We start from the raw sequence: 26,028 nt of genomic DNA, 5'->3' as shown, positions 1-26,028 counted from the left end.
CGTGCAGGCGGCTTTTGCGGCGCAGGCACTGCGCTCTCCGGATGCGGTGGCGGTGCGGTGCGCCGGACGGGAGCTCTCCTACCGGGAGTTGGACGAGCGGGCGAACCGGCTGGCGCACCGGCTGCTGGGCCTGGGCGTGGGTCCGGAGGCTCCGGTCGCGGTGCTGATGGAGCGCTCGGTGGACCTGGTGGTGGCGCTGCTGGCGGTCATGAAGGCCGGCGCGTTCTACCTGCCGCTCCACCACGCGTATCCGCTGGAGCGCATGCAGTGGATCGTCGACGAGACCTCCGCCCCGGTCCTCCTGGTCGACGCCGCGATGGGTGAGCGGGGCCTGCCCGACGCCCCGCAGGTCGTCCTCGTCGACCGGGACGCCGAGCTGGCCTCGCTGCCGGTGACCGACCCGGGTGTGGCCTGCCGGCCGGACCAGCTGGCGTACGTGATGTACACGTCGGGCTCCACGGGCCGTCCCAAGGGAGTCGCGGTCACCCACCGCGACGTCCTGGAGCTGATGGTGGACAGCATGTTCGACCGGCCGGGCGCCCACGACCGGGTGCTCATGGTCATCCCGTACGCCTTCGACCCCTCGATCTACGGCCTGTGGGTGCCGCTGCTGCACGGCGCGCGCACCGTCATCACGCCCGAGGGCGAGCCGAGCGTGGCGATGATCGCCCGCCTGATCGCGGAGGAGGAGATCACCGCCCTGGACGTCTCCGCGGGACTGTTCCAGGTGATGGCCGAGGAGGACCCGACCGTCTTCGCGGGAGTACGGGAGATCATCTCGGGCGGTGACGTGGTCTCCCCGACGGCGGTGCGCCGGGTGCTGGACCACTGCCCGGGCATCGTCGTGCGCAGCGCGTACGGTCCCACCGAGACCACCCTGTACGCCACGCAGTACCCGTGGTCCGGCGACGGCGAACTGCCGGCGCCGCTGCCGATCGGGCTGCCGCTGGACGGGATGCAGGCCCACGTTCTCGACGACGGCCTGGCGCCCGTCCCGGCGGGCACGACCGGTGAGCTGTACCTGGCGGGCACCGGCGTGGCCCGCGGCTACTACGGCCGCCCGGACCTGACCGCGGAGCGGTTCGTCGCCGACCCCTTCGGCCCGGCCGGCACCCGCATGTACCGCACCGGAGACCTCGCCCGCTGGTCCGCCGAGGGACTCGTGGAGTTCCTGGGCCGGGCCGACGACCAGGTCAAGATCCGCGGTCACCGCATCGAGCTCGGCGAGATCGAAACGGTGCTGGCCCGCTTCCCGGGACTGTCCCAAGTGGTCGTCGTCGCCCGCGAGGACCAGCCGGGCGCCAAGCGCCTGGTGGCCTACGTGGTCGCCGAGCCGGGCCACGGCTCCGGCCACGGCCACGGGACGCCGGATGCCGAGGCGCTGCGCGCCCACGCCGCCGGACTCCTCCCCGAGTACATGGTCCCCTCCGCCTTCGTGGTCCTCGACCAGCTCCCCCTGACCACCAACGGCAAGCTGGACCGGCGCGCCCTGCCCGCCCCCGAACTGCCTGCGACCCGGACCGGACGTGCTCCCCGCACCCCGCGCGAGGAGGTCCTGTGCGGCCTGTTCGCCGACGTCCTGGGCGTGCCCGCGGTCGGTGTCGACGACAACTTCTTCGAGCTCGGCGGCCACTCCCTGCTCGCCACGCGGCTGGCCAGCCGGATCCGTTCGGTCCTGGGCGTGGAGCTGGTGGTGCGGACCGTGTTCGAGGCGCCCACCGTCGCCGCGCTCGCCGAGCGGGTCGAGCAGGCGGGGGCGGCCCGGCCCGCGCTGACCGCGGTGGCCCGCCCGGAGCGGATCCCGCTGTCCCCGGCGCAGAACCGGCTGTGGTTCCTCGACAAGCTGGAGGAGACCAGCGCCACCTACAACCTTCCCCTCACCGTGCGGCTGTCGGGTCCGCTGGACCGGGCCGCCCTGCAGGCCGCACTCCTGGACGTGGTGGAGCGCCACGAGAGCCTGCGCACCGTCTTCCCCGAGGACGCCCGGGGCGTGCCGTTCCAGCAGATCCTGCCGGCGCACCGCGCGCTGCAGGACTTCGAGGTCGTGCAGACCGACGAGGCCGCTCTGACCGCCCGCATCGCGGACCTTTCCGGGGAGCGCTTCGACCTGGCGGTGAACCCGCCGGTCCGGTTCCGGCTCTTCTCCCTGTCGCCGACCGAGCAGGTCCTGTTCCTGCTCGTCCACCACATCGCGTCCGACGGCTGGTCGCTGGCCCCGCTGACCCACGACATCAGCCGTGCCTACGCGGCGCGGTGCGCGGGGCGGGAACCGTCGTGGCCGGCGCTGCCGGTGCAGTACGCGGACTACACGCTGTGGCAGCGCGAGCTCCTCGGAGCGGAGGACGACCCCGACTCCCTGGTGAGCGAGCAGCTCGCCTTCTGGACCAAGGCCCTGGAAGGGATCCCGGACCAGCTCGAACTGCCCTACGACCACGCCCGGCCGAAGACGGCCAGCCACCGCGGGGACACGGTCTCCTTCGAGCTGGACGCCGACCTGCACCGACGCCTGACCGACCTGGGCCGCACCCGCGAGGCCAGCCTGTTCATGGTCATGCAGGCCGCCTTCGCCGCGGTCCTCTCCCGGCTCGGCGCCCGGCACGACATCCCGGTGGGCACCCCCATCGCCAACCGCACGGACGAGGCGATGGCCGACCTCGTCGGCTTCTTCGTCAACACCCTGGTGATCCGGACCGACACCACCGGCGACCCCTCCTTCGACCACCTGCTGGCCCGCGTGCGCCAGGCGTCCCTGGAGGCCTTCGCCCACCAGGACGTCCCCTTCGAGCACGTGGTGAACGCCATCAACCCGGAGCGTTCCGCCGCCCAGCACCCGCTCTTCCAGGTCCTGCTCGCCATGCAGAACAACACGGCCGTACGCCTGGACCTGCCGGGCCTGACCACCGACGTGACCCTGGGCGACACCGACGTCGCCAAGTTCGACCTCACCCTGGAACTCTTCGAGCAGCACGCCGGAGACGGAGCTCCCGGCGGAGTCACCGGCCGGCTGGGCTTCGCCCTCGACCTGTTCACCGCGGACACCGCGCAGCGGATCGCGGCGTCCCTGCAGCGCCTGCTCGCCGCGGTCGCGGCCGACCCGGAACTGCCCCTGAGCCGGATCGGCCTCCTGTCCCCGGAGGAACACCACAAGCTCGTCGTCGAGTGGAACGACACGACCGTCCCGTACCCCGACGACACCACCGTGCACCAGCTGTTCCAGGACCAGGTCGCCAGGACTCCGGACGCGACGGCGGTGTTCTGCGGCGAGGAGGCGGTGACCTACCGCGAGCTGGACATGCGGGCGAACCGGCTCGCCCACCACCTGATCGACCTGGGAGTGCGCGCGGAGCAGCGCGTCCCGGTCTGTGTCGAGCGGGGAATCGACGCGGTCGTCGCCGTCCTGGGCGTACTGAAGGCGGGCGCCGCCTATGTGCCGCTCAACCACGACTACCCGTCCCACCAGCTGGAGTTCATGATCGCCGACGTGGAGGCGTCGCTGGTCATCACCCATGCACACCTCCAGGACCGGCTGGCGGCCGTGGACGCCGAGCTGCTCCTGATCGACCGGGAGTGGGAGGAGATCGCCACCCGGCCCCACACGGACCCGGCCGTGCAGGTCGGCCCCGACAGCCTGTTCCACGTCATCTACACCTCCGGCTCCACCGGTACGCCCAAGGGCGTCATGATCGAGCACCGCTCGGTCTGCCGGTTCGTCGACAGCGAGGTGTTCGACGGCATCGGGCCCGGCCACGTGGTCGCCCATCCCTCCAACTTCGCCTGGGACGCCTTCACCTTCGAATGCTGGCCCGCGCTGACGTCCGGCGCCGCCATGGTCGTCATGGACAAGGAGGTCCTCCTCGACGCCGTCGAGCTCAAGGCCGCCCTGCGCCGTTCCGGCGTCACGATGATGTGGCTGACGGCCCCCCTGCTCCGCCAGCACCTGCTGGACTGCCCCGACCTGCTGGCCGGCCTGCCGTACGTGTTCTTCGGCGGCGAGGCGATCGACCGGCCCGTGGTGGACCAGCTGGTGGCCGGGCCGTGGGCCCCCGAGCGCCTGATCCACGGGTACGGCCCGACCGAGGCGACGGTGTTCACCACGTGCCACACGGTGGACCGCACCACCCCCCGGACGGGGCAGCTCCCCATCGGCGGGCCGATCGCGAACACCGAGGTGTTCGTCGTGGACGGGAACGGCGCCCTGCTTCCCCCGGGGATTCCCGGCGAGCTGTGGGTCGGCGGCCCCGGCCTCGCCCGGGGCTACTGGAACCGCCCGGAGCTGACCGCGGAGCGGTTCGTCAAGCACCCGTTCTCGGACGATCCGCAGGCACGGGTCTACCGCACCGGTGACGTGGTGCGCTGGCAGGAGGACGGACTGCTGGAGTTCGTCGGCCGGGTCGACCACCAGGTCAAGATCCGCGGCTTCCGCATCGAACTCGGAGAGGTCGAGGCCGTACTGGCCGGCTTCCCGGGACTGTCGGAGGTGGCCGTCATAGCCCGCGAGGACCAGGCCGGCGACAAGCGCCTGGTGGGCTACGTGGTCCCCGAGGCCGGCCAGGACGCAGGGTCGGCCGGATCGGCCGGATCGGCCGTGTCCGCCGTGGACACCGAGGCGCTGCGCGCCCACGCCGCCGGACTCCTCCCCGAGTACATGGTCCCCTCCGCCCTCGTGGTCCTGGACCGGCTGCCGCTGACCACCAACGGCAAGCTGGACCGGCGGGCCCTGCCCGCCCCCGAGCTGCCCTCGACCGGCGCCGGGCGTGCTCCCCGCACCCCGCGCGAGGAGGTCCTGTGCGGCCTGTTCGCCGACGTCCTGGGCGTGCCCGCGGTCGGTGTCGACGACAACTTCTTCGAGCTCGGCGGCCACTCCCTGCTCGCCACGCGGCTGGCCAGCCGGATCCGTTCGGTCCTGGGCGTGGAGCTGGTGGTGCGGACCGTGTTCGAGGCGCCCACCGTCGCCGCGCTCGCCGAGCGCGTCGCGCTGGCCGGGGCGGCCCGGCCCGCGCTGACCGCGGTGGCCCGCCCGGAGCGGATCCCGCTGTCCCCGGCGCAGAACCGGCTGTGGTTCCTCGACCGGCTCGAGGAGACCAGCGCCACCTACAACGCCCCGGTGGCCTTCCGGCTGGCCGGAGAGCTGAACCCCGACGTGCTCGAACGCGCCCTGGGCGACGTGGTGGCACGCCACGAGAGCCTGCGGACCGTGTTCCAGGAGGTGGACGGGGACCCGGTCCAGGTGATCCTGAACGAGGCCGCCGCCGGCGTGCGGCTGCACCGGGTCGCCTGCGGTGCGGACGAGGTGGACGCGCTCCTGGGCGAGGCCGGACAGTACGTCTTCGACCTGTCCGCCGAACTGCCGCTGCGCGCAACGCTGTTCACCGTTGCCCCCGCTGAGCACGTCCTGCTCCTGCTCCTGCACCACATCGCGAGCGACGGCGCCTCGCTGGGACCGCTGACGCGCGACCTGGAGGTCGCCTTCCGGGCCCGGGCCGAGGGGGCCGAGCCCTCGTGGCCGGCGCTGCCGGTGCAGTACGCGGACTACACGCTGTGGCAGCGCGAGCTCCTCGGAGCGGAGGACGACCCCGACTCCCTGGTGAGCGAGCAGCTCGCCTTCTGGACCAAGGCCCTGGAAGGGATCCCGGACCAGCTCGAACTGCCCTACGACCGCCCCCGGCCGAAGACGGCCGGCTACCGCGGCGACACGGTCTTCTTCGAGCTGGCCGCCGAAGCGCACCGCGGGATGGCCGACCTGGCCCGCTCCACGGGTGCCACCCCGTTCATGGTGGTCCGGGCGGCACTCGCCGTGGCGCTGACGAAGATGGGCGCGGGGACGGACATCCCGATCGGCACCCCGGTCGCGGGACGCGCCGACGAAGCGCTGGACGACCTCGTCGGCTTCTTCGTCAACACCCTGGTGCTGCGCACGGACACCTCGGGGAATCCGACGTTCCGCAGCCTGCTGGAGCAGGTCCGGGAGACCGACCTGGCCGCGTACTCCCACCAGGACGTGCCGTTCGAGCGCGTCGTCGAGGCCGTCAACCCCCAGCGGTCCCTGGCCCGGCACCCGCTGTTCCAGGTCCTGCTCAACCTGCAGACCGGCGACGGCAGCTCCCTGGACCTGCCCGGCCTGGAAGCCCGGGAGATCGTCGGGGAGCAGCAGACGGCGAAGTTCGACATGTCGCTGAACTTCCTCATGAAGCACACCGACGACGGCCTTCCCGGGCCGGTGCGCGCCTACATCACCTACGCCACGGACCTGTTCGACCGGGAGACCGTCGAGCGTCTGTTCGCCACGCTCGTCCGGGTCCTGGAATCCGTGTCCGCCGACCCGGAGCAGACGCTCCGTCGCATCGACGTCATCGATGCGGCCGAGCGCGTGCGGTTGCTGGAGTCGTGGGCGGGTGCGGAGCCCCGTCAGGATCTCGACGCCGGTTCCGTGCAGGCGGCTTTTGCGGCGCAGGTACTGCGCTCTCCGGGCGCGGTGGCGGTGCGGTGCGCCGGACGGGAGCTGTCGTACAGGGAGTTGGACGAGCGGTCGAACCAGCTGGCGCACCGGCTGGTGGGTCTGGGCGTGGCCCCGGAGGCTCCGGTCGCGGTGCTGATGGAGCGCTCCGTGGACCTCGTGGTCACACTGCTGGCGGTGCTGAAGGCCGGTGCGTTCTATCTGCCGCTGCACAGCGGGTACCCGCTGGAGCGCATGCAGTGGATCGTCGACGAGACGAACGCTCCGGTACTCCTGGCCGACGCTGCGATGCAGGGGCGGGGCCTGCCCGACGCCCCTCAGCTCGTGGTGGTGGACCAGGACAGCGAGCTGGCCTCGCTGCCGCTGACCGACCCGGGCGTGGCCTGCCACCCCGAGCAGCTGGCCTACGTGATGTACACGTCGGGCTCCACGGGCCGCCCGAAGGGAGTCGCGGTCACCCACCGCGACATCCTCGACCTGGTCGTGGACGGCATGTTCGAGCGTCCTGGCGCCCACGAGCGGGTCCTGCTCCTGGCCTCGTACGCCTTCGACCCCTCGACCTACGCCTTCTGGGTCCCCCTGCTCCACGGCGGGCGCACCGTCATCACCCCCGAAGGCGACCTCGCGGTCGCCGAACTCGCCCGGCTGATCGTCGAGGAGGAGATCACCGGACTGGACATCACCGCGGGCCTGTTCCGAGTCATGGCCGAGGAAGCCCCCGAATGCTTCACCGGCGTCCGGGAAGTCATCACCGGCGGCGACCTGATCTCCCCGACCGCGGTCCGCAGGGTGCTGGAGCACAGCCCCGACACCCTGGTCCGCTGCGCCTACGGGCCCACGGAGACGACCCTGTTCGCGACCCAGGCCCTTTGGACCGCAGGTGACGAGGTGCCGGCGCCGGTCCCGGTCGGACGTCCGCTGGACGGCATGCGCGCCTACATCCTGGACGACTCTCTCTCCCTGCTCCCCGAGGGCGTGGCGGGGGAGCTCTACCTGGCGGGCACGGGTCTGGCCCGCGGCTACTACGAGCGTGCCGACCTGACGGCCGAGCGGTTCGTCGCCGACCCGTTCGGTCCGGCGGGCAGCCGCATGTACCGCACCGGCGACCTCGCCCGCTGGGCCGGCGACGGACTCCTGGACTTCGTCGGACGTGCCGACGACCAGGTCAAGATCCGCGGCTTCCGCATCGAGCTCGGCGAGATCGAAGCCGTCCTCGGCCGCTTCCCGGGACTGGCCCAGGTCGCCGTGGTGGCCCGGGAGGACCAGCCCGGCGACAAGCGGCTCGTCGCCTACGTCGTCGCCGAAACCGGCCACGACACGCTGGACACCGAAGCCCTGCGCACCCACACGGCCGAGCTCCTGCCGGAGTACATGGTTCCCTCGGCGTTCGTGGCCCTGGACCAACTCCCCCTGACCACCAACAACAAGCTGGACCACCGGGCCCTGCCCGCCCCCGACCTGTCCGCCCCGGGAACCGGGCGCGGACCGCGGACCCCGCGCGAGGAGATCCTCTGCGGACTGTTCGCCGACACCCTCGGTCTCCCGGCCGTCGGGATCGACGACAGCTTCTTCGAGCTGGGCGGCCACTCGCTCCTCGCCACCCGTCTCATCAGCCGCATCCGCACCACCCTCGACATCGAGCTCCCCGTCCGCACCCTCTTCGAGACCCCCACCATCGCCGGCCTGGCCGAGCAGATCACGCGGGCCGGATCGGCCAGGACCGCGCTGACAGCGGTGGCCCGCCCGGAGCGGATCCCGCTGTCTCCGGCGCAGAACCGCCTCTGGTTCCTCAACAAGCTGGAGGGCGCGAACGCCACGTACAACGTCCCGGTGGCGTTCCGGATCACCGGTGACCTGGACGCGGGCGTGCTCGAACGGGCCCTGAACGACGTGGTGGTGCGCCACGAGAGCCTGCGGACCGTCTTCCGGGAGTTCGACGGAAGCTCGGCCCAGGTGGTGCTGGCGGCGGACGCCGTCGGCCTGGAGCTGCACCGCACCGCCTGCCGGGCCGACGAGCTGTCCACGGCGCTGAGCGACGCGGGTCAGTACGTGTTCGACCTGACCGCCGAACTCCCGCTGCGGGCAACCCTGTTCACCGCCGCCCCCGGCGAGCACACGCTCCTGCTGCTCATGCACCACATCGCGAGCGACGGCGCCTCGATGGGGCCCCTCGGCCGGGATCTGGAGACGGCGTTCCGCGCCCGGCTCCAGGGCCGCGCACCGCAGTGGTCACCGCTCCCGGTCCAGTACGCCGACTACACCCTGTGGCTGCACGAGCTCCTCGGCACGGAGGAAGACCCCGACTCCGTGGTGAGCGGGCAGCTGGACTTCTGGAAGAGCACCCTGGCCGGGATTCCCGACCAGCTCGCGCTGCCCTTCGACCGTCAGCGGCCGAAGGTGCCCGACTTCCGCGGCGACACCGTCCCCATCCGGATCGACGCCGCCCTGCACCGCGCGCTCGCCGACCTGGCCCAGGAGACCAGCACCACCCTGTTCATGGTCCTCCAGGCCGCCGTAGCCACCCTGCTCACCCGGCTGGGCGCGGGCTCCGACATCCCGCTGGGGACCCCCGTCGCCGGCCGTACGGACGAAGCCCTCGACGACCTCGTCGGCTTCTTCGTCAACACCCTGGTCCTGCGCAACGACACCTCCGGAAACCCCACCTTCCGCGAACTCCTCGCCCGCACCCGGGAAACCGACCTCGCCGCCTACTCCCACCAGGACGTCCCCTTCGAACGACTGGTGGAGGCGGTCAACCCCCAGCGGTCCCTGTCCCGCCACCCCTTGTTCCAGGTCATCTTCGGCCTGGACGCCGCGGGCGACGGTCCGCTGAGCCTGCCGGGCCTGACCGTGGCGCAGGAGGCGGTCCCGGTCGTCTTCAGCCGGTTCGACCTGGGCTTCACCTTCACCGAGCACCACGGCGCCGACAGCGGTCCGGCCGGCATCGGCGGTCTGCTGCACTACAGCACGGACCTGTTCGACCAGGAGACCGTCGAAACCCTCGTGACCCGCATGCTGCGGGTGATGGAGGCGGCGGTCGCCGACCCGGACCGGCCGGTCGGCCGGATCGACATCCTGTCCGCGCCGGAGCAGCGCAAGGTCCTGGGCGACTGGAACGACACCGCGGTCGAGGTGCCCCGGGCCACGCTTCCCGAGCTCTTCCAGGCGCAGGTCGCCCGGACCCCCGAGCGCCCGGCCGTCCTGGCCTCGGACGCCGACCTGAGCTACGCCGAGCTGAACGAGCGGGCCAACCGCCTGGCCCACCAGCTGATCGCGCAGGGGGTGGGACCCGAGCAGTTCGTCGCTCTGGCCCTGCCGCGCACCGCGCAGACGATGGTGGCGCTGCTCGCCGTGCTCAAGGCGGGGGCGGCCTACATGCCCGTAGACCCCGCGTACCCGGCGGACCGGATCGCCTACCTGCTGGAGGACGCCGATCCGGCGCTCGTCCTCACGGTCGGGGAGACCGAGCAGATGTTCCCGGCCGGCTCGCGGACCCCGCGCCTGGTCCTGGACGCTCCCGAGGTCGTCGCCGCCCTGGAGAGCAGGCCCGCCACCGATCCGACCGACCGTGATCGCCGCAGTGTCCTGCAGCCGCTGCACCCGGCGTACGTCATCTACACCTCGGGCTCCACCGGCCGCCCCAAGGGGGTCGTCGTCACCCACGACAACGTGGCCAACCTGGCCGTGTGGGCCCGTGACGAGTTCGGTCCGGAGCGGCTGGCCCACGTCCTGTTCACCACGTCGCTCAACTTCGACGTCTCCGTGTTCGAGATGTTCGGTCCGCTGCTGACCGGCGGTTGCATCGAGGTGCTCCGCGACCTGCTGGCGCTGGGCGACCGGAAGGCCGAAGGCCGTACGGCGTCCCTGCTGAGCGGGGTTCCGTCCGCGCTCGCCCGGATCGTCTCCCAGGGCGACGTACGCACCACCGTGGACACCCTGGTCTTCTGCGGCGAGGCCCTGCCCGCGCAGGCCGCCGCCGAGGTCGGGGAGGAACTCCGGGCCGGCCGCGTGTACAACATCTACGGTCCGACCGAGGCCACGGTGTACGCCACGGTGTGGTCCACGGACGGGCCCGTCACGCAGGCGCCGTCGATCGGCCGCCCCCTGCACAACATGCAGACGTACGTCCTGGACGGCAATCTGCAGCCGGTGCCGGCGGGCGTGGCCGGGGAGCTGTACCTGGCGGGTGCGGGTCTGGCCCGGGGGTACTTCGGGCGCCCCGACCTGACGGCGGAGCGGTTCGTGGCCGCTCCGTTCGGCCCGGCGGGCAGCCGCATGTACCGCACCGGTGACCTGGCCCGCTGGTCGGACGACGGGCAGCTGGAGTACCTGGGCCGGGTCGACGACCAGGTCAAGATCCGCGGCTTCCGCATCGAACTCGGCGAGATCGAGACGGTACTGGCCCGCTTCCCGGGACTGTCCCAGGTGGCGGTGGTGGCCCGGGAGGACCAGCCCGGCGACAAGCGCCTGGTGGCCTACGTGGTCCCCGAGGCGGGCCACGACGCAGGGGACGCCGCAGACGCCGAGGACGCCGTCGACACCGAGGCGCTGCGCGCCCACGCCGCCGGACTCCTCCCGGAGTACATGGTGCCCTCGGCCGTCGTGGTGCTGGAGCGGCTGCCGCTGACCGCCAACGGCAAGCTGAACCGGCGGGCCCTGCCCGCGCCCGTGTACGAGGCCGCCGCGTCCGGGCGTGCTCCCCGGACCCCCCGCGAGGAGGTCCTGTGCGGCCTGTTCGCGGAGGTCCTGGGCGTGCCCGAGGTCGGCATCGACGACAACTTCTTCGAGCTCGGCGGACACTCCCTGCTGGCGGTCCAGCTGATCAGCCGCATCCGGGACGTCCTCGGCGACACCCTCGCCCTGCGCGCCCTGTTCGCCGCGCCCACCGCCGCCACCCTCGCCGAACAGCTGGGCGCTTCCTCGTCCGGCGAGGCGTTCGAGGTGCTGCTGCCCATCAAGGACCAGGGAGGCAGTTCGGTCACCTTCTGCGTCCACCCCGTGAGCGGCATCGGCTGGTGCTACTCGCCGCTGGCGGGCATCTCCTCCCCGGAGCACTCCGTCCACGCCCTCCAGGCGCGCGGAATGGACGGAAGGGAAGCCCTCCCGGATTCGATCCGGGACATGGCGGCCGACTACGTCCGGCAGATCCGGGGCGTGCAGGAATCGGGTCCGTACCGCCTGATGGGATGGTCCTTCGGAGGCGTCGTCGCCCACGAGATGGCCGTCCAGCTGAGGGCCCTGGGCGAGCAGGTGGAGATCCTCGCCCTGCTGGACTCCTACCCGGTGCAGCCGGCCGGGACGCCGCTTCCCCTCACGGAGGAGGAAGTGGCGGCGGGGCTCGCCGAGTTCTTCGGCGTGCGGACGGAGGGCGGCGACGAGCCGCTCACGATGGAGGGGATCCTCACGGGGCTGCGCCGGGACCGGAGCATGTTCACCGAACTCGCCGAACGCCACCTCCCGGAGATCGCCGCGGTCTACCGGAACAACCACCGGATCATCTCGGAGCACGTTCCCGGAGCGTTCGACGGCGACGTCCGGTTCTACGAGGCGGCCCATGACCGGCCCGCCGATGCGCTCGACGCGACCGTCTGGAACGCCTTCGTATTGGGCCGCCTCGACGTCGCGAGCCTGGCCTGCAGCCACGCCGAAATGGCCCGCCCGGACGTGCTCGCCGAGGTCTGGCAGGGCATGACCAGGCCGCGAGCCAACTGATTTCACCGAACCAACCGACGCTTCACAGAACGGAGGCCACGCCGATGCCGACTGAGCTCGCACTGGATCTGCCCGCTGTATCTTCCCTGTCCCACCTCTTCCTGATGATCGCCCTGATCATGGTCGCCTGCCGCGCGGCAGGCCACCTCTGCAGGCGGCTGGGGCAGCCCCCGGTCATCGGCGAGATCATGACCGGTATCGCGCTGGGCCCCTCCCTCCTCGGAGCCGTCTGGCCCGAGGGACAGCGGTGGCTCTTTCCCGCGAACCTGCTGCCCGTGGTCAACTCACTGGCCCAGATCGGCCTGGTCCTCTTCATGTTCCTCGTCGGATACGAGCTGAACGTGGCGCAGGTCCGCAGCCGCGGCAAGGTCGCGGCCCTGGTCAGCAACGTGAGCGTGGCCGTGCCCATGGCCGGCGGGATCCTCCTCGCGGTGGCGATGTACGGGCGCTTCGCCGACACCGGCATCGGGTTCCCGGCGTTCGCGCTCTTCATGGCCCTGTCGATGAGCATCACCGCCTTCCCGGTGCTCGCACGGATCCTCACGGACCGGAAGATGGACCGCACCCCCGTCGGGGCACTCGCCCTCACGTGCGCCGCCGTCGACGACATCACCGCCTGGTGCCTGCTCGCCCTGGCGACGGCCCTGGGCCACGACACCTCCCTGACCGGGGTGGTCACCACCGTCGCCCTGACCGCCGTGTTCATCTTCGCGATGATGTACGGGCTGCGCCCCCTGCTGGCCCGGCTGGCCGAGCGGCACGCGGACCGGCTGGGTGAGGGAATCACCGTCCTGCCGCTGCTCCTCACCGGAATCCTGCTGGCGTCGTTCGCCACGGACTGGATCGGCATCCATCCGATCTTCGGGGCCTTCCTGTTCGGCGCCGTCGTTCCTCGCGGTGCGGCCCAGGCGGCGGCCGTGGAGCTGATGCGGGGCTTCACCGTGGTGCTCCTGCTGCCGCTGTTCTTCACCTACTCCGGACTGAAGACCGACTTCCGGCTGATCGGGGCGGAGCCGGGCCTGTGGGGCTGGTGCGCCGTCATCATCGCGGTGGCGACCGTCTCCAAGTGGGCCGGCAGCACGGGTGCGGCCCGGGTGACCGGGCTCGGCTGGCAGGAGGCGCTCTCGCTCGGCGCCCTCATGAACTGCCGGGGACTGACCGAGCTCGTGGTGCTCGGTGTCGGACTGGAACTGGGGATCATCACGCCCACCGTGTTCGCCATGCTGGTGGTGATGACGCTGGTCACCACGGTGCTGACGGCGCCCGCCCTCACCCTCATCGACCGCATGGCCGCCCAGCGGCGCTCCCTTCCCCTCAAGCAGGGGGGACGGGCCGTGGCCCGCTGAGGCCGGCCCGCGCAGGACACGACCGGCACGAAGCGCGGAGGGGAGAGCGGCCCGCGGAGATCCGTACGGGAGGATGGGCCCATGCCGAACCGCCTCGCGAACGAGACCTCGCCGTATCTGCTCCAGCACGCCGACAACCCCGTCGACTGGTGGCCCTGGTCCCCGGAGGCCTTCGCGGAGGCACGGGAGCGCGGGGTGCCGGTGATGCTCAGCGTCGGCTATTCGAGCTGCCACTGGTGCCACGTCATGGCGCACGAGTCCTTCGAGGACGAGCTGTCCGCGGCCTACATGAACGAGCACTTCGTCAACGTCAAGGTCGACCGCGAGGAGCGGCCCGACATCGACGCCGTCTACATGGAGGCCGTGCAGGCCGCCACCGGCCAGGGCGGATGGCCCATGACCGTGTTCCTGACGGCCGACGCCGAGCCGTTCTACTTCGGGACCTACTTCCCGCCCGAGCCCCGGCACGGGATGCCCTCCTTCATGCAGGTGCTCGAAGGCGTGCGCACCGCGTGGGTCGGGCGGCCCGAGGAGGTGGCGGAGGTCGCGCAGCGGATCGTACGGGACCTCGCGGGGCGGCAGCTCGACTACGGGAAGGCCGGCACCCCCGGGCCCGAGGAGCTCGCGCAGGCGCTGCTCGGGCTGGTGCGGGAGTACGACTCCACGCGCGGCGGGTTCGGCGGGGCGCCGAAGTTCCCGCCGTCCATGGTGCTTGAGTTCCTGCTGCGCCACCACGCCCGGACCGGGTCCGAGGGGGCGCTGGAGATGGCCGTCGACACGTGCGGGGCCATGGCCCGGGGCGGGATCTACGACCAGCTCGGGGGCGGGTTCGCGCGGTACTCCGTGGACCGGGAGTGGGTCGTTCCGCACTTCGAGAAGATGCTCTACGACAATGCGCTGCTCTGCCGGGTCTACGCCCACCTGTGGCGCAGCACCGGGGACGAGCTCGCGCGGCGGGTCGCCCTGGAGACCGCCGACTTCATGGTGCGCGAACTGCGCACCCACGAGGGCGGCTTCGCCTCCGCACTGGACGCCGACAGCGAGGACCCGCAGACCGGCAAGCACGTGGAGGGCGTCTACTACGCCTGGACCCCCGCCCAGTTGCGCGAGGTGCTGGGGGAGGAGGACGGGGACCTGGCCGCCGCCTGCTTCGGGGTGACCGAGGAAGGGACCTTCGAGCACGGCATGTCGGTCCTCCAACTGCCCGTGCAGGGCCCGGACATCGGGGACGAGCGGCTCGCCGGGTTCAAGGAGCGGCTGCTCGCCGCGCGGCAGGAGCGGCCCGCGCCCGGCCGGGACGACAAGATCGTCGCCGCCTGGAACGGGCTGGCCATCGCGGCCCTCGCCGAGTGCGGGGCCTTCTTCGACCGGCCCGACCTGGTCGAGCGGGCCACGGAGGCCGCCGATCTGCTCGTGCGGGTGCACTTCGACGCGGCAGCCGGCCGGGCCCGGCTCGCGCGGACGAGCCGGGACGGGGCCGTCGGGGTCAACGCCGGGGTGCTGGAGGACTACGGGGACGTCGCCGAGGGGTTCCTGGCGCTGGGGGCCGTCACCGGTGAAGGGGTCTGGCTGGAATTCGCCGGGTTCCTCGTCGATCTGGTCCTGGACCGGTTCACCGCCGAGGACGGCTCGCTGTACGACACCGCGCACGATGCGGAGCAGCTGATCAGGCGCCCGCAGGACCCGACCGACACCGCGGCCCCCTCCGGCTGGACGGCCGCCGCCGGCGCGCTGCTCTCGTACGCCGCGCACACCGGATCGCAGGCGCACCGCACGGCGGCCGAGCGGGCGCTCGGCGTGGTGCACGCGCTCGGGCCGCGTGCTCCGCGGTTCATCGGGCACGGGCTGGCGGTCGCCGAGGCGCTGGTCGACGGGCCGCGCGAGGTCGCCGTGGTGGGTCATCCGGAGGATCCGGCGCGGGCGGAGCTGCACCGGGTCGCGTTGCTGGGGACGGCTCCGGGGGCGGTCGTGGCGACGGGTCTGCCGGGGGCGGCGGACGGCAGTGGTGGGGAGTTCCCCCTTCTGGCCGAGCGCACGCTGGTGCGCGACCTCCCGACGGCGTATGTCTGTCGACATTTCGTCTGCGCGCGGCCTACGACCGATCCGGTCGAGCTGGCGGACCAGTTGGGTACGATTCATCCCTGAAAGCAATGGAGTAGCGTCAATTCCGTTTGCTTCAAGGTCAGTTCGGCAACGTGGTTTTTATCTCGAAAGCGCCTACGCGTCATATTCCCTGCCTAGTCTCATGACTTCGGAGTCACTGATCGGTCACTGTCGGCGCCAGGGTGCGCCGGGGTAGCGCGCACCGGGGGTTGCGCACGCGGGGGAATCGGGGGCAGGGCGAGGACGGCCGGCTGGGGAGCCTGCCGTACGCGCCCGTCCCCGGGGGGTTTGGGGATCGCCGCCTGGGGTCGCGGCATGTTGTGGGGGGACGCTTTGTTCATATCCGTGTTCATTTGTGTGGTATCGCTCGCGCTCTTCTGGATGGCGGCGTTCACGCTCTGGTGGCAGATGCACGCGTGGCGGACGCCCGAGACGCTCGCCTCGACCCGCTTCGACCGCCCCGACGGCGGCGGCCGGCTGGCCTTCTCCCTGCTGCTCCCCGCCCGCCACGAGCAGGCGGTCCTGGAGCACACCATCGAGCGGCTCCTGGAATCGAGCCACCGCGACTACGAGATCATCGTGATCGTCGGCCACGACGACCCCGAGACCGCCGAGGTGGCCGAGCGCGCCGCCGCCCGTGCGCCCGGTCTCGTACGCGTCGTCACCGACCACCACGAGGTCAAGAACAAGCCGAAGGCCCTCAACACGGCCCTCCCGCACTGCCGGGGCGACATCGTCGGGGTCTTCGACGCCGAGGACCAGGTCCATCCCGAGCTGCTGTCCCACGTGGACCACGCCTTCCGCGCCACCGACGCCGACGTGGTCCAGGGCGGGGTCCAGCTCATCAACTTCCACTCCAGCTGGTACAGCCTGCGCAACTGCCTGGAGTACTTCTTCTGGTTCCGCTCCCGGCTGCACCTGCACGCCGAGAAGGGCTTCATCCCGCTCGGCGGCAACACCGTCTTCGTGCGCACCGAGGTTCTGCGCGAGGCCGGCGGCTGGGACCCGAACTGCCTCGCCGAGGACTGCGACCTGGGCGTGCGGCTGTCCTCCGTCGGCAAGAAGGTCGTCGTCGCCTACGACTCCGACATGGTCACCCGCGAGGAGACCCCGGGCTCCCTGGTCAGCCTGCTCAAGCAGCGCACCCGCTGGAACCAGGGCTTCCTCCAGGTCTACCGCAAGAAGGACTGGCAGCAGCTGCCCGGCCGCGGCCAGCGCTGGCTGGCCCGCTACACGCTCATGTCCCCGTTCATGCAGGCCACCTCCGGGGTCATCATCCCGGTGAACTTCGCCGTGGCGGTCTTCCTCGACGTGCCCGTCGGCGTCGCGATCGTCACCTTCCTGCCGATGATCACCGCGATCGCGACCTTCGTCTTCGAAGTGGTCGGCCTGCACGACTTCGGCCGCCAGTACGGGCTGCGGGTGCGTTTCCTGCACTACGTCAAGCTCGTGGTCGGCGGCCCGTTCTACCAGGTGATGCTGGCCGGCGCCGCGATCCGCGCGGTCTGGCGCGAGCAGCGCGGACGCAACGAGTGGGAGCTCACGAGCCACACCGGAGCCCACCTCGCGTCCCCGTCCGGCGCCCTCCCTGCTAGTCCGAGCAGTCCGAGCAGCCCGAAGACCCTCACCCGAGAGGACAGCCCCCGGTGACCGCCACCCTGCCCACGGCTACTGAGCCCGCGCCCGGTACGACAGCCACCGACTCCGCCGCCGCCGATGCCGCCCTCATCCCGCGCCAGCGGACCGGCGGCCTCGGGGTCCGCCCGCCCGCGCCCGTCCGGCCGCTCGTCCGCTTCCGCTCCTCCCGCCCCGACCTGCTGCTCTGCGGTGCGCTGCTGCTGGTGATCCTCCTCGTGCAGGGCTGGAACATCACGAACTTCCCGACCCTCAGCGACGACGAGGGCACCTACCTCGCGCAGGCCTGGGCCGTCCAGCAGGGCAAGGGCCTGGCCCACTACACCTACTGGTACGACCATCCCCCGCTCGGCTGGATCCAGATAGCGGGCCTGACGTACCTGCCGTCCCTGTTCGTGCCCGAGTCGATGACCGTCGCGCCGATGCGCTTCTCCATGCTCGCCGTGTCCGCCGCCAGCGCGGTCCTGCTGTACGTGCTCGCGCGCCGGCTCTGGCTGCCGCGCTGGGCGGCCGGTCTCGCCATGGGCCTGTTCGGACTCTCCCCGCTCTCCGTCGTGCTCCAGCGGGAGATCTTCCTCGACAACATCGCCGTGATGTGGATGCTGCTGGCCTTCTGCCTCGCCGCGTCCCCCAGCCGCCACCTGCGGCACCACTTCGCCTCCGGACTGGCGGCCGCCACCGCCGTGCTGACCAAGGAGACGATGCTGGTGGTGCTCCCGGCGCTGCTGGTGACGATGTGGCGCCACAGCCACCGGGACACCCGCAAGTTCGCCGTCACCGGAGCCATCACCGCCTGCGTGCTCATCGGGGTCACGTACCCCCTGTACGCGCTGCTCAACGCCGAGCTGCTGCCCGGCTCCGGCCACGTCTCCCTCATCGGCGGGATCGTCTACCAGATGGGCCGGGCCGGCTCCGGCTTCATCCTCGACCCCGGCTCCGGCTCGCACGGGGTCTTCGAGTCCTGGCTGTACTACGACACCGTGCTGCCGCTCGGCGGCCTGGCCGGCGCGGTGCTGCTCCTCGTCACCATCCGCTGGTCGGTCACCGCCCGGGCGCTCGCCGGCCCGGCGCTGGCCGTGGTCATCCTCGGCCTCGTCGCGCTGCGGCCCTCCGGCTACCTCCCGGCGATGTACGTGATCCAGGCGCTGCCGTTCCTGGCGCTGGTCCTCGCCGGGGGCGCGGCCAGCGTCACCCACGCCGTGCTGCGCCGCCGCCGTGCGCCGGGGGAGCGGCGCGCCCTGGCCTACGGGCGGTGGGCGCTGATCGGCGTCCTGGCCGCGTCGGCCGCCCTGTACCTCCTGCCGCGCTGGTACGACGGCAACCGCACGGCCCTCACGGTCGACGCCAACGCCCCGTACCGGCAGGCCGCGGCCTGGCTCGGGCGCGAGGTGCGCGAGCCCGCCACGACCCGGGTGCTGGTCGACGACGCGCTGTGGCTGGACGCCGTCCACCACGGGTTCGACCCGGGGCTCGGCGCCATCTGGTTCTACAAGGCCGACCTGGACCCGGCGGTCACCAAGACCCTGCCGGGCGGCTGGCGGGACATCGACTACGTGGTCTCCTCGCCCACCGTCCGGCGCGACGCGGCGCAACTGCCCAACGTGAAGGCCGCGCTGGAGCATTCGACACCGGTCGCCGTCTTCGGCGAGGGCGAGGACCGCATCGAGATCCGGCGTACGGACAGCGCCGATTCCACGGCCACGGCCCGCACCGTCAACGGGAGTTGATCCGGCATGAGCGAAGACCTGTGGACCCCGCACGCCCTGCACGCACCGAGCGCCCCGCACCTGCCGGAGGCCGCAGTCGAGGCGCCCGCCCCCGGTAGCGTCACCCTCATCATCCCGACCTTCAACGAGTCGGGAAACATCGACGAGTTGCTGAGCAGGCTGGCCGCCGCGCTCCCCGCCCACCTGCCCGTGTCGGTGCTGTTCGTCGACGACTCCACGGACGACACCCCGGCCGTCATCGAGAAGGCCGCCCTGGAATGCGCCTTCCCGGTGGAGGTCCTGCACCGGGAGAGCCCCGACGGCGGGCTCGGCGGGGCCGTCGTGGAGGGGATCGGCCGGGCGGACACCGACTGGATCGTCGTCATGGACGCCGACCTCCAGCACCCGCCCCACCTGGTCCCCGAGCTCGTCGGGGAGGGTGCGCGCACCGGCGCCGACCTGGTCGTGGCCTCCCGCTACATCGCCGGGGGCAGCCGGGCCGGGCTCGCCGGCAGCTACCGGATCGCCGTCTCGCGCGGAGCGACCTGGCTGACCAAGGGGCTCTTCCCGCGCGCCCTGCGCGGGATCAGCGACCCGATGAGCGGGTTCTTCGCGATGCGCCGCTCGGCGGTCACGGAGGAGGCGCTGAAGCCGCTGGGCTACAAGATCCTGCTGGAGCTGGCCGTGCGCTGCCGGCCGGCGCGGGTGGCCGAGGTGCCCTTCGTCTTCCAGGACCGCTTCTCGGGGGAGTCGAAGTCCACCGCCCGCGAGGGCCTGCGCTTCCTCACCCACCTGGCCTCGCTGCGCTCCGCGACCCCGCTGGCCCGCATGATCGGTTTCGGGCTGGTCGGGCTCTCCGGCTTCGTCCCGAACCTGGCCGCGCTGTGGATGCTCACGCACACCGGCATGAACTACCTGCTCGCCGAGGTGGTGGCGAACCAGGCCGGAGTGCTGTGGAACTTCCTCCTCATCGAGACCCTGCTGTTCCGCGACCGGCGCCGGCACCGCCACTGGGCCGATCGCCTCGGGCGCTTCACGCTGCTGGCCAATGCCGATCTGCTGCTGCGGATCCCGCTGATCGCGGTGTTCGTCGGCACGTGGGGCTTCGGGGTCCTGTCCGCGACCGCGCTCGCCCTGGTCACCACCTTCGTCCTGCGTTTCGCGGCGACGGAGGCGCTCGTCTACCTCCCGCGCAAGGCGGGCCGCACGCCCGCGAGTTGAGCCGCACCACTTGAACCGCACGCGTTGAGCCGCACGAAGGGATGCTCCCCATGCGAAGGAAGATCCGGGGCAGGGCAAGGTGGCGGGCCGCCCTGCTGGCCGTCGGGGCGATGACCGCGGGCCTGCTGCTGACCGCGCCGCAGCAGGCCACGGCCGGACCGCCCAACCTGCTCACCAACCCCGGTTTCGAGACCGCCGGCCCGGCCGGCTCCGACATGCCGTCCTGCTGGTCCAAGTCCGGCTGGGGCGACAACGACTTCACCTTCGCGACCGTCGCCGACGCGCACTCCGGCACCAAGGCCATGAAGGTCTCGCTCACCCGCCGGGTGGACGGCGACCGCAAGGCCCTGGTCACCGAGAACGGCACCTGCGCCCCGACGGTCGTGCCGGGCAAGCAGTACGACCTCTCGGCCTGGTACAAGTCGAACACCCCGGACGTGTCGGTGACGGTGTTCCGCCACGACACGGTGGCCGGCTGGCAGTACTGGACCGACCTGCAGAATCCCCCGGTCAGTGCCGCGTGGGCGCGCACCTCGGTCCGTACGCCGGCCGTCCCGCCCAACACCGACAAGATCGTGTGGGGCCTGTCCGTCTACGGCGTGGGCACGCTCACCACCGACGACTACGCGCTGGAGGAGGTGGGCGTCACCCCGCCGACGCCCACCTGCACGGGCACGGCCACGGAGTGCGCGAAGGGCAAGTGGGAGGTGATCGCCGCCAAGAACCCGGTGCGCTCCATGCACGCCGTCGTGCTGAAGAACGGCAAGGTGCTGCTGATCGCGGGTTCGGGCAACGACATCGCCCAGTTCAACGCGGGCACCTTCACCTCCGCCGTCTACGACCCGGCGAACGGCTCGTTCAAGACGATCCCGACGCCCGTGGACATGTTCTGCTCCGGCCACGTGCAGCTGGCCGACGGCCGGGTGCTGGTGATGAGCGGCAACAAGGGCTATCCCTCGGCGGACGGCACGATCGGCTACCAGGGGCTGAAGGACTCGTACACCTTCGATCCGGCGACCGAGAAGTACACGAAGACGAACGACATGAACGGCGGGCACTGGTACCCGTCCGCGACGATCCTCGGCAACGGTGACGTGATCTCCTTCGGCGGGCTGAAGGAGGACTCCACGGGCAACGTGACCGCGGAGAAGTTCTCGGCGGCGCAGAACCAGTGGCTGCCGATGAACGAGGTCAACCAGACCTGGTCGTACTGGGGCCTGTACCCGTCGATGATCCTCATGCAGGACGGACGGCTCTTCTACTCGGGCAGCCACACCTTCGGCAACGGCACCCCGGGCACCGGCGCCTCCGTCTACGACTACAACGCCAACACCATCACCGACGTACCCGGCCTGCGGAACAAGGACGAGCGCGACGAGTCGGCGAGCGTGCTGCTGCCCCCGGCACAGGACCAGCGGGTCCTGACCATCGGCGGCGGCAACAACGAGCGCAACCCGGCGGCGAACCGGCTCACCGACATCATCGACCTGAAGAAGCCGAGCCCCGCCTACACGGCCGGCCCGGACATCCCCCAGGGCCTGGTCGACCAGGGCCAGGGCAAGCGGCCGCAGACCGGCGCCGAGGGCAAGATGTTCGTGTCCGCGGTGCTGCTGCCCGACGGCAAGGTGCTGGAGACCGGCGGCGGGCTGCACGACCGGGCCGACCCGGTGTACGAGGCCTCGTTCTTCGACCCGACCACCAACACCTACCAGGCGGGCCTGGCCACCGACCCGATCCCGCGGACGTACCACTCGGCGTCGTTCCTGATGCCGGACGGCCGCGTCATGTCGGTCGGCGACAACCCGGGCAACGGCACGTACAACCACAACGTGTCGATCTACACCCCGCCGTACCTCTTCAAGGGGGCGCGCCCGCAGATCACCTCGGTGATCGACAACCAGTGGACGTACGGGGACACGCAGCGGATCACCGTCAACCGGGCGGTCGCCAAGGCGGAGCTGATCCGTCCGGCGGCGGTCACCCACTCCTCGGACCCGAACCAGCGGTTCGTGGACCTGCCGCTGACGGTCGTCAACGGCACCACCATCGACCTGAACGTCACCAGCAACCCGAACCTGGCTCCGCCCGGCTGGTACATGCTCTTCGCGGTCGACGCGAACGGCATCCCGTCGATCGCGAAGTGGGTGCACCTGGGCGGCCCGTCGGCCCTGGCGGCCACCGCCGAGCCTCCGTCCGCGCACGAGCACACCTTCGCGAGCGAGCTGGCGGCTCCGAAGCAGAACCCCGCGAAGCGGGATTCGGCCCCGGTGGCCCCGAACGTGGCCGGCTGCGACCGGCACTACGGCACGGCCAACGTGTGCGTGCCCACGCGGTTCCCGGCGGAGGTGAAGGCGACGACGAAGGCCCGCTGCGACTGGCTGGCCGCCCACAAGTACCCGGCGCGCCTGAAGGTCAACGGCAGCGATCCGCTCCGCCTGGACCCGGACGGTGACGGATACGCCTGCTGAGCACCCGGGCGGGGAGGGTAGGCGCACCCGTTTGACAGCCCGTCAAAGCCATCCGGAATAGGACGTTCCTTCTACCTTGGGCCCATGCCCGAGACCACCCTGCCCAGCCAGCGCCGCCACCGAGCTCCGGCCCGGTGGCGGCGCCTCGCCGTCCTGCTCGCCTGCACCCTGCTCAGCGTGCCCGCCCCGGCCTTCGCCGGGCAGCACGGGACGGGTGGAGACGACGGATCCGATGCGAATCCCGTCGGGAGAATCGTCGAGGACGGGAACCTCTGGTTCACCGACGGCGGCGGCCTCGACCACGAGATCGGCCGCATCACCCCGCGGGGCGAGCTCACCGAGTTCCCGCTGCCCACCCCCAACCTGGACAACTCGCCGTTCCACATCGCGAAGGGTCCCGACGGGAACATGTGGTTCACGGAGCTGGTCGGGAACAGGGTGGGGCGCGTGACGGTCGGCGGCCACGGCCACGGCCACGGCAAGCCCTGAGTCACCCCTTTCGGACCGTGCGGCGCCGCGGGCGGCCGCCCCGCACGGTCCGGAGGAGACGGCTCAGTGCTGGTAGGCGGCGATCGAGATGCCCACGTAGTGGGCGACGAAGGCGGCCAGGGTCAGCGAGTGGAAGACCTCGTGGAAGCCGAAGAAGCGCGGGGAGGGGTTCGGGCGCTTCATGCCGTAGATGACGCCGCCGACGCTGTAGAGCAGCCCGCCGACGACGACCAGCACCAGGACGGCGATGCCGCCGGTGCGCATGAAGTCGGGGAGGAAGAAGACCGCCGCCCAGCCCATGGCGATGTAGCAGGGCGTGTACAGCCAGCGCGGGGCGCCGACCCAGAAGACGCGGAAGGCGATGCCGGCCGCGGCCGCGATCCAGACCGCCCACAGCAGGGTCCGCCCGGTGGAGTCGGGGAGCAGCAGCACGGTCAGCGGGGTGTAGGTGCCCGCGATGATCAGGAAGATGTTCGCGTGGTCGAGGCGCCGCAGGATCGCCTCGCCGCGCGGGCCCCACGTACCGCGGTGGTACACGGCGCTGACTCCGAAGAGCAGGCACGCGGTGAGGATGTACACCCCGCACGCGACCCGGGACCGGGTCGAGTCCGTGAAGGCCATCAGGGCGAGGCCGGCGATCACCACGGCGGGGAACATGCCGGTGTGGAGCCAGCCGCGCATGAGCGGCTTGGTCTCCTGATCGGCGGTTTCGACCATCGGAGCGGCCACGGCAGCGGCGTCGGAAGTCATGCCCGCCATGCTACCTACGGTTGCGTAGGTTTCCGTTAGTGCGCTTTACGGAAGATTGACCGGAGTGGCGATGCTCACGTGAGAGGCCCCCTGGACATATGCGCACACGCACCGGATGATCAGATGAGTGCGGTCGACACCGGATGAGCGGAGCGCGAAGCGTCCGGGTCGCGGCCCCCACGGGGCAATCACAAATCAAACCCCTCAACAAGGAGCGATCGTGGCGCGCGACATCGCGGCTGGCACCACTTCCGACGTCCCCACCAAGCACCAGGAGCTCATTTCCTGGGTCGGTGACATCGCAGCCCTCACCCAGCCTGACCGCATCGTCTGGTGTGACGGCTCGGAGGCCGAGTACGAGGCCCTCTGCGAGGAGCTCGTCTCCAAGGGCACCTTCAAGAAGCTGGACCCGGCCAAGCGCCCGAACTCGTACTACGCGGCCTCCGACCCCTCCGACGTCGCGCGCGTCGAGGACCGGACCTTCATCTGCTCCGAGAAGGAGGAGGACGCGGGCCCGACCAACCACTGGAAGGCCCCTTCCGAGATGAAGGCCCTCTTTACTGGTGAGGGGGGCTTCGCCGGCAAGGGCGAGGAGGGCGGCATCTTCCGCGGCTCCATGAAGGGCCGCACGATGTACGTCGTCCCCTTCTGCATGGGCCCCCTGGGCTCCGAGCTCTCCGCGATCGGCGTCGAGATCACCGACTCCGCCTACGTCGCGGTCGCCATGCGCACCATGACCCGGATGGGACAGGCCGTCCTCGACGAGCTCGGCACCGACGGGTTCTTCGTCAAGGCCGTCCACACCCTCGGCGCCCCGCTCGCCGAGGGCCAGGACGACGTGCCGTGGCCGTGCAACACCACCAAGTACATCTCGCACTTCCCCGAGACCCGCGAGATCTGGTCCTACGGTTCGGGCTACGGCGGCAACGCCCTGCTCGGCAAGAAGTGCTACGCCCTGCGCATCGCGTCCGTCATGGCCCGCGACGAGGGCTGGCTCGCCGAGCACATGCTGATCCTCAAGCTCACCCCGCCGGCCGGCGAGGCGAAGTACATCGCCGCCGCCTTCCCCTCCGCCTGCGGCAAGACGAACCTCGCCATGCTGGAGCCCACGATCCCCGGCTGGACCGTGGAGACCGTCGGCGACGACATCGCCTGGATGCGCTTCGGCGAGGACGGCCGCCTCTACGCGATCAACCCCGAGGCCGGCTTCTTCGGCGTCGCCCCCGGCACCGGCGAGCACACCAACGCCAACGCCATGAAGACCATGTACGCGAACACCGTCTTCACCAACGTCGCGCTCACCCCGGACGGCTCCGACGTCTGGTGGGAGGGCATGACCGAGGAAGCCCCCGCCCAGCTGATCGACTGGAAGGGCAACGCCTGGACCCCGGAGTCCGAGACCCCGGCGGCCCACCCGAACGCCCGCTTCGCCGTCCCGGCCTCGCAGTGCCCGACGATCGCCGCCGAGTGGGAGGACCCCAAGGGCGTCCCGATCTCCGCGATCCTCTTCGGCGGCCGCCGCGCCTCCGCCGTGCCGCTGGTCACCGAGTCCTTCGACTGGAACCACGGCGTCTTCATCGGCTCGAACATCGCCTCCGAGAAGACCGCCGCCGCCGAGGGCAAGGTCGGCGAGCTGCGCCGCGACCCCTTCGCCATGCTGCCGTTCTGCGGCTACAACATGGGCGACTACATGGGTCACTGGGTCGACGTGGCCAAGGACAAGGACCAGTCCAAGCTCCCGAAGATCTACTACGTGAACTGGTTCCGCAAGAACGACGCGGGCAAGTTCGTGTGGCCCGGCTTCGGCGAGAACAGCCGCGTCCTGAAGTGGATCGTCGAGCGCCTCGACGGCACCGCCGAGGGTGTGGAGACCCCGATCGGCATCCTGCCGACCGTCGCCTCCCTGGACACCGACGGCCTGGACCTGCCCGCCGCCGACCTGGAGTTCCTGCTCACGGTCGACAAGGAGGTCTGGCGCGACGAGGCCTCGCTGGTCCCGGCCCACCTGAACACCTACGGCGACCACACGCCGAAGGAGCTGTGGGACCAGTACGAGGCGCTCGTCGAGCGCCTGGGCTGATCCAGCTCGCACTGAGGGCCATCGCCCCCACCGAACTCCTGCGGCCGGCTGTCCCCGGCCACGG

Annotated in this window: 10 protein-coding genes; 9 read left to right on the top strand and 1 reads right to left on the bottom strand. The window is 71.4% G+C overall.

Annotated features, from left to right (window positions below):
* Position 1 precedes the first annotated feature (1 nt).
* The 8 genes from OG898_RS06955 (at position 2) to OG898_RS06920 (ending at position 23,134) form a co-directional block, all read left to right on the top strand.
* Complete coding sequence (locus OG898_RS06955) at positions 2–12,166, top strand: non-ribosomal peptide synthetase (RefSeq protein WP_266955639.1); 12,165 nt, start codon at positions 2–4, stop codon at positions 12,164–12,166.
* A gap of 44 nt (positions 12,167–12,210) precedes the next feature.
* Entirely contained in the window at positions 12,211–13,512 is a 1,302-nt protein-coding gene (locus tag OG898_RS06950; RefSeq protein ID WP_266955637.1) for a cation:proton antiporter, read from the top strand.
* Positions 13,513–13,593: 81 nt separating this feature from the next.
* Positions 13,594–15,657 carry a thioredoxin domain-containing protein gene (locus OG898_RS06945; RefSeq protein WP_266955635.1) on the top strand — a complete coding sequence of 688 codons (2,064 nt, stop codon included), beginning with the start codon at positions 13,594–13,596 and terminating at the stop codon, positions 15,655–15,657.
* A 273-nt stretch (positions 15,658–15,930) separates the two neighbouring features.
* Entirely contained in the window at positions 15,931–17,265 is a 1,335-nt protein-coding gene (locus OG898_RS06940) for a glycosyltransferase (RefSeq protein WP_250742892.1), read from the top strand.
* A 164-nt stretch (positions 17,266–17,429) separates the two neighbouring features.
* Positions 17,430–18,977, top strand: coding sequence for a glycosyltransferase family 39 protein (locus OG898_RS06935; RefSeq protein WP_266960111.1), 1,548 nt, complete (start codon positions 17,430–17,432; stop codon positions 18,975–18,977).
* A 6-nt stretch (positions 18,978–18,983) separates the two neighbouring features.
* Positions 18,984–20,177, top strand: a complete 1,194-nt coding sequence (locus OG898_RS06930) for a glycosyltransferase family 2 protein (RefSeq protein ID WP_250742865.1) — start codon at positions 18,984–18,986, stop codon at positions 20,175–20,177.
* A 50-nt stretch (positions 20,178–20,227) separates the two neighbouring features.
* Entirely contained in the window at positions 20,228–22,645 is a 2,418-nt protein-coding gene (locus OG898_RS06925) for a galactose oxidase-like domain-containing protein (RefSeq protein ID WP_266955632.1), read from the top strand.
* Between the two features lie 84 nt (positions 22,646–22,729).
* Positions 22,730–23,134, top strand: coding sequence for a hypothetical protein (locus OG898_RS06920; RefSeq protein ID WP_266955630.1), 405 nt, complete (start codon positions 22,730–22,732; stop codon positions 23,132–23,134).
* Between the two features lie 63 nt (positions 23,135–23,197).
* Here OG898_RS06920 and OG898_RS06915 read toward each other — a convergent pair whose 3' ends face one another.
* Entirely contained in the window at positions 23,198–23,884 is a 687-nt protein-coding gene (locus OG898_RS06915) for a hemolysin III family protein (protein WP_266955628.1), read from the bottom strand.
* A gap of 220 nt (positions 23,885–24,104) precedes the next feature.
* On the opposite strand from OG898_RS06915, the gene OG898_RS06910 reads away from it, so the two are divergent.
* Positions 24,105–25,964, top strand: coding sequence for a phosphoenolpyruvate carboxykinase (GTP) (locus OG898_RS06910; protein ID WP_250742861.1), 1,860 nt, complete (start codon positions 24,105–24,107; stop codon positions 25,962–25,964).
* Positions 25,965–26,028 lie beyond the last annotated feature (64 nt).

Origin of the sequence: Streptomyces sp. NBC_00193 (genome assembly GCF_026342735.1) — a bacterium.
GTDB lineage: Bacteria > Actinomycetota > Actinomycetes > Streptomycetales > Streptomycetaceae > Streptomyces > Streptomyces stoeckheimensis.
The sequence above is the reverse complement of the archived record's forward strand: the minus strand, read 5'-3'. Positions and strand labels throughout refer to the sequence as shown.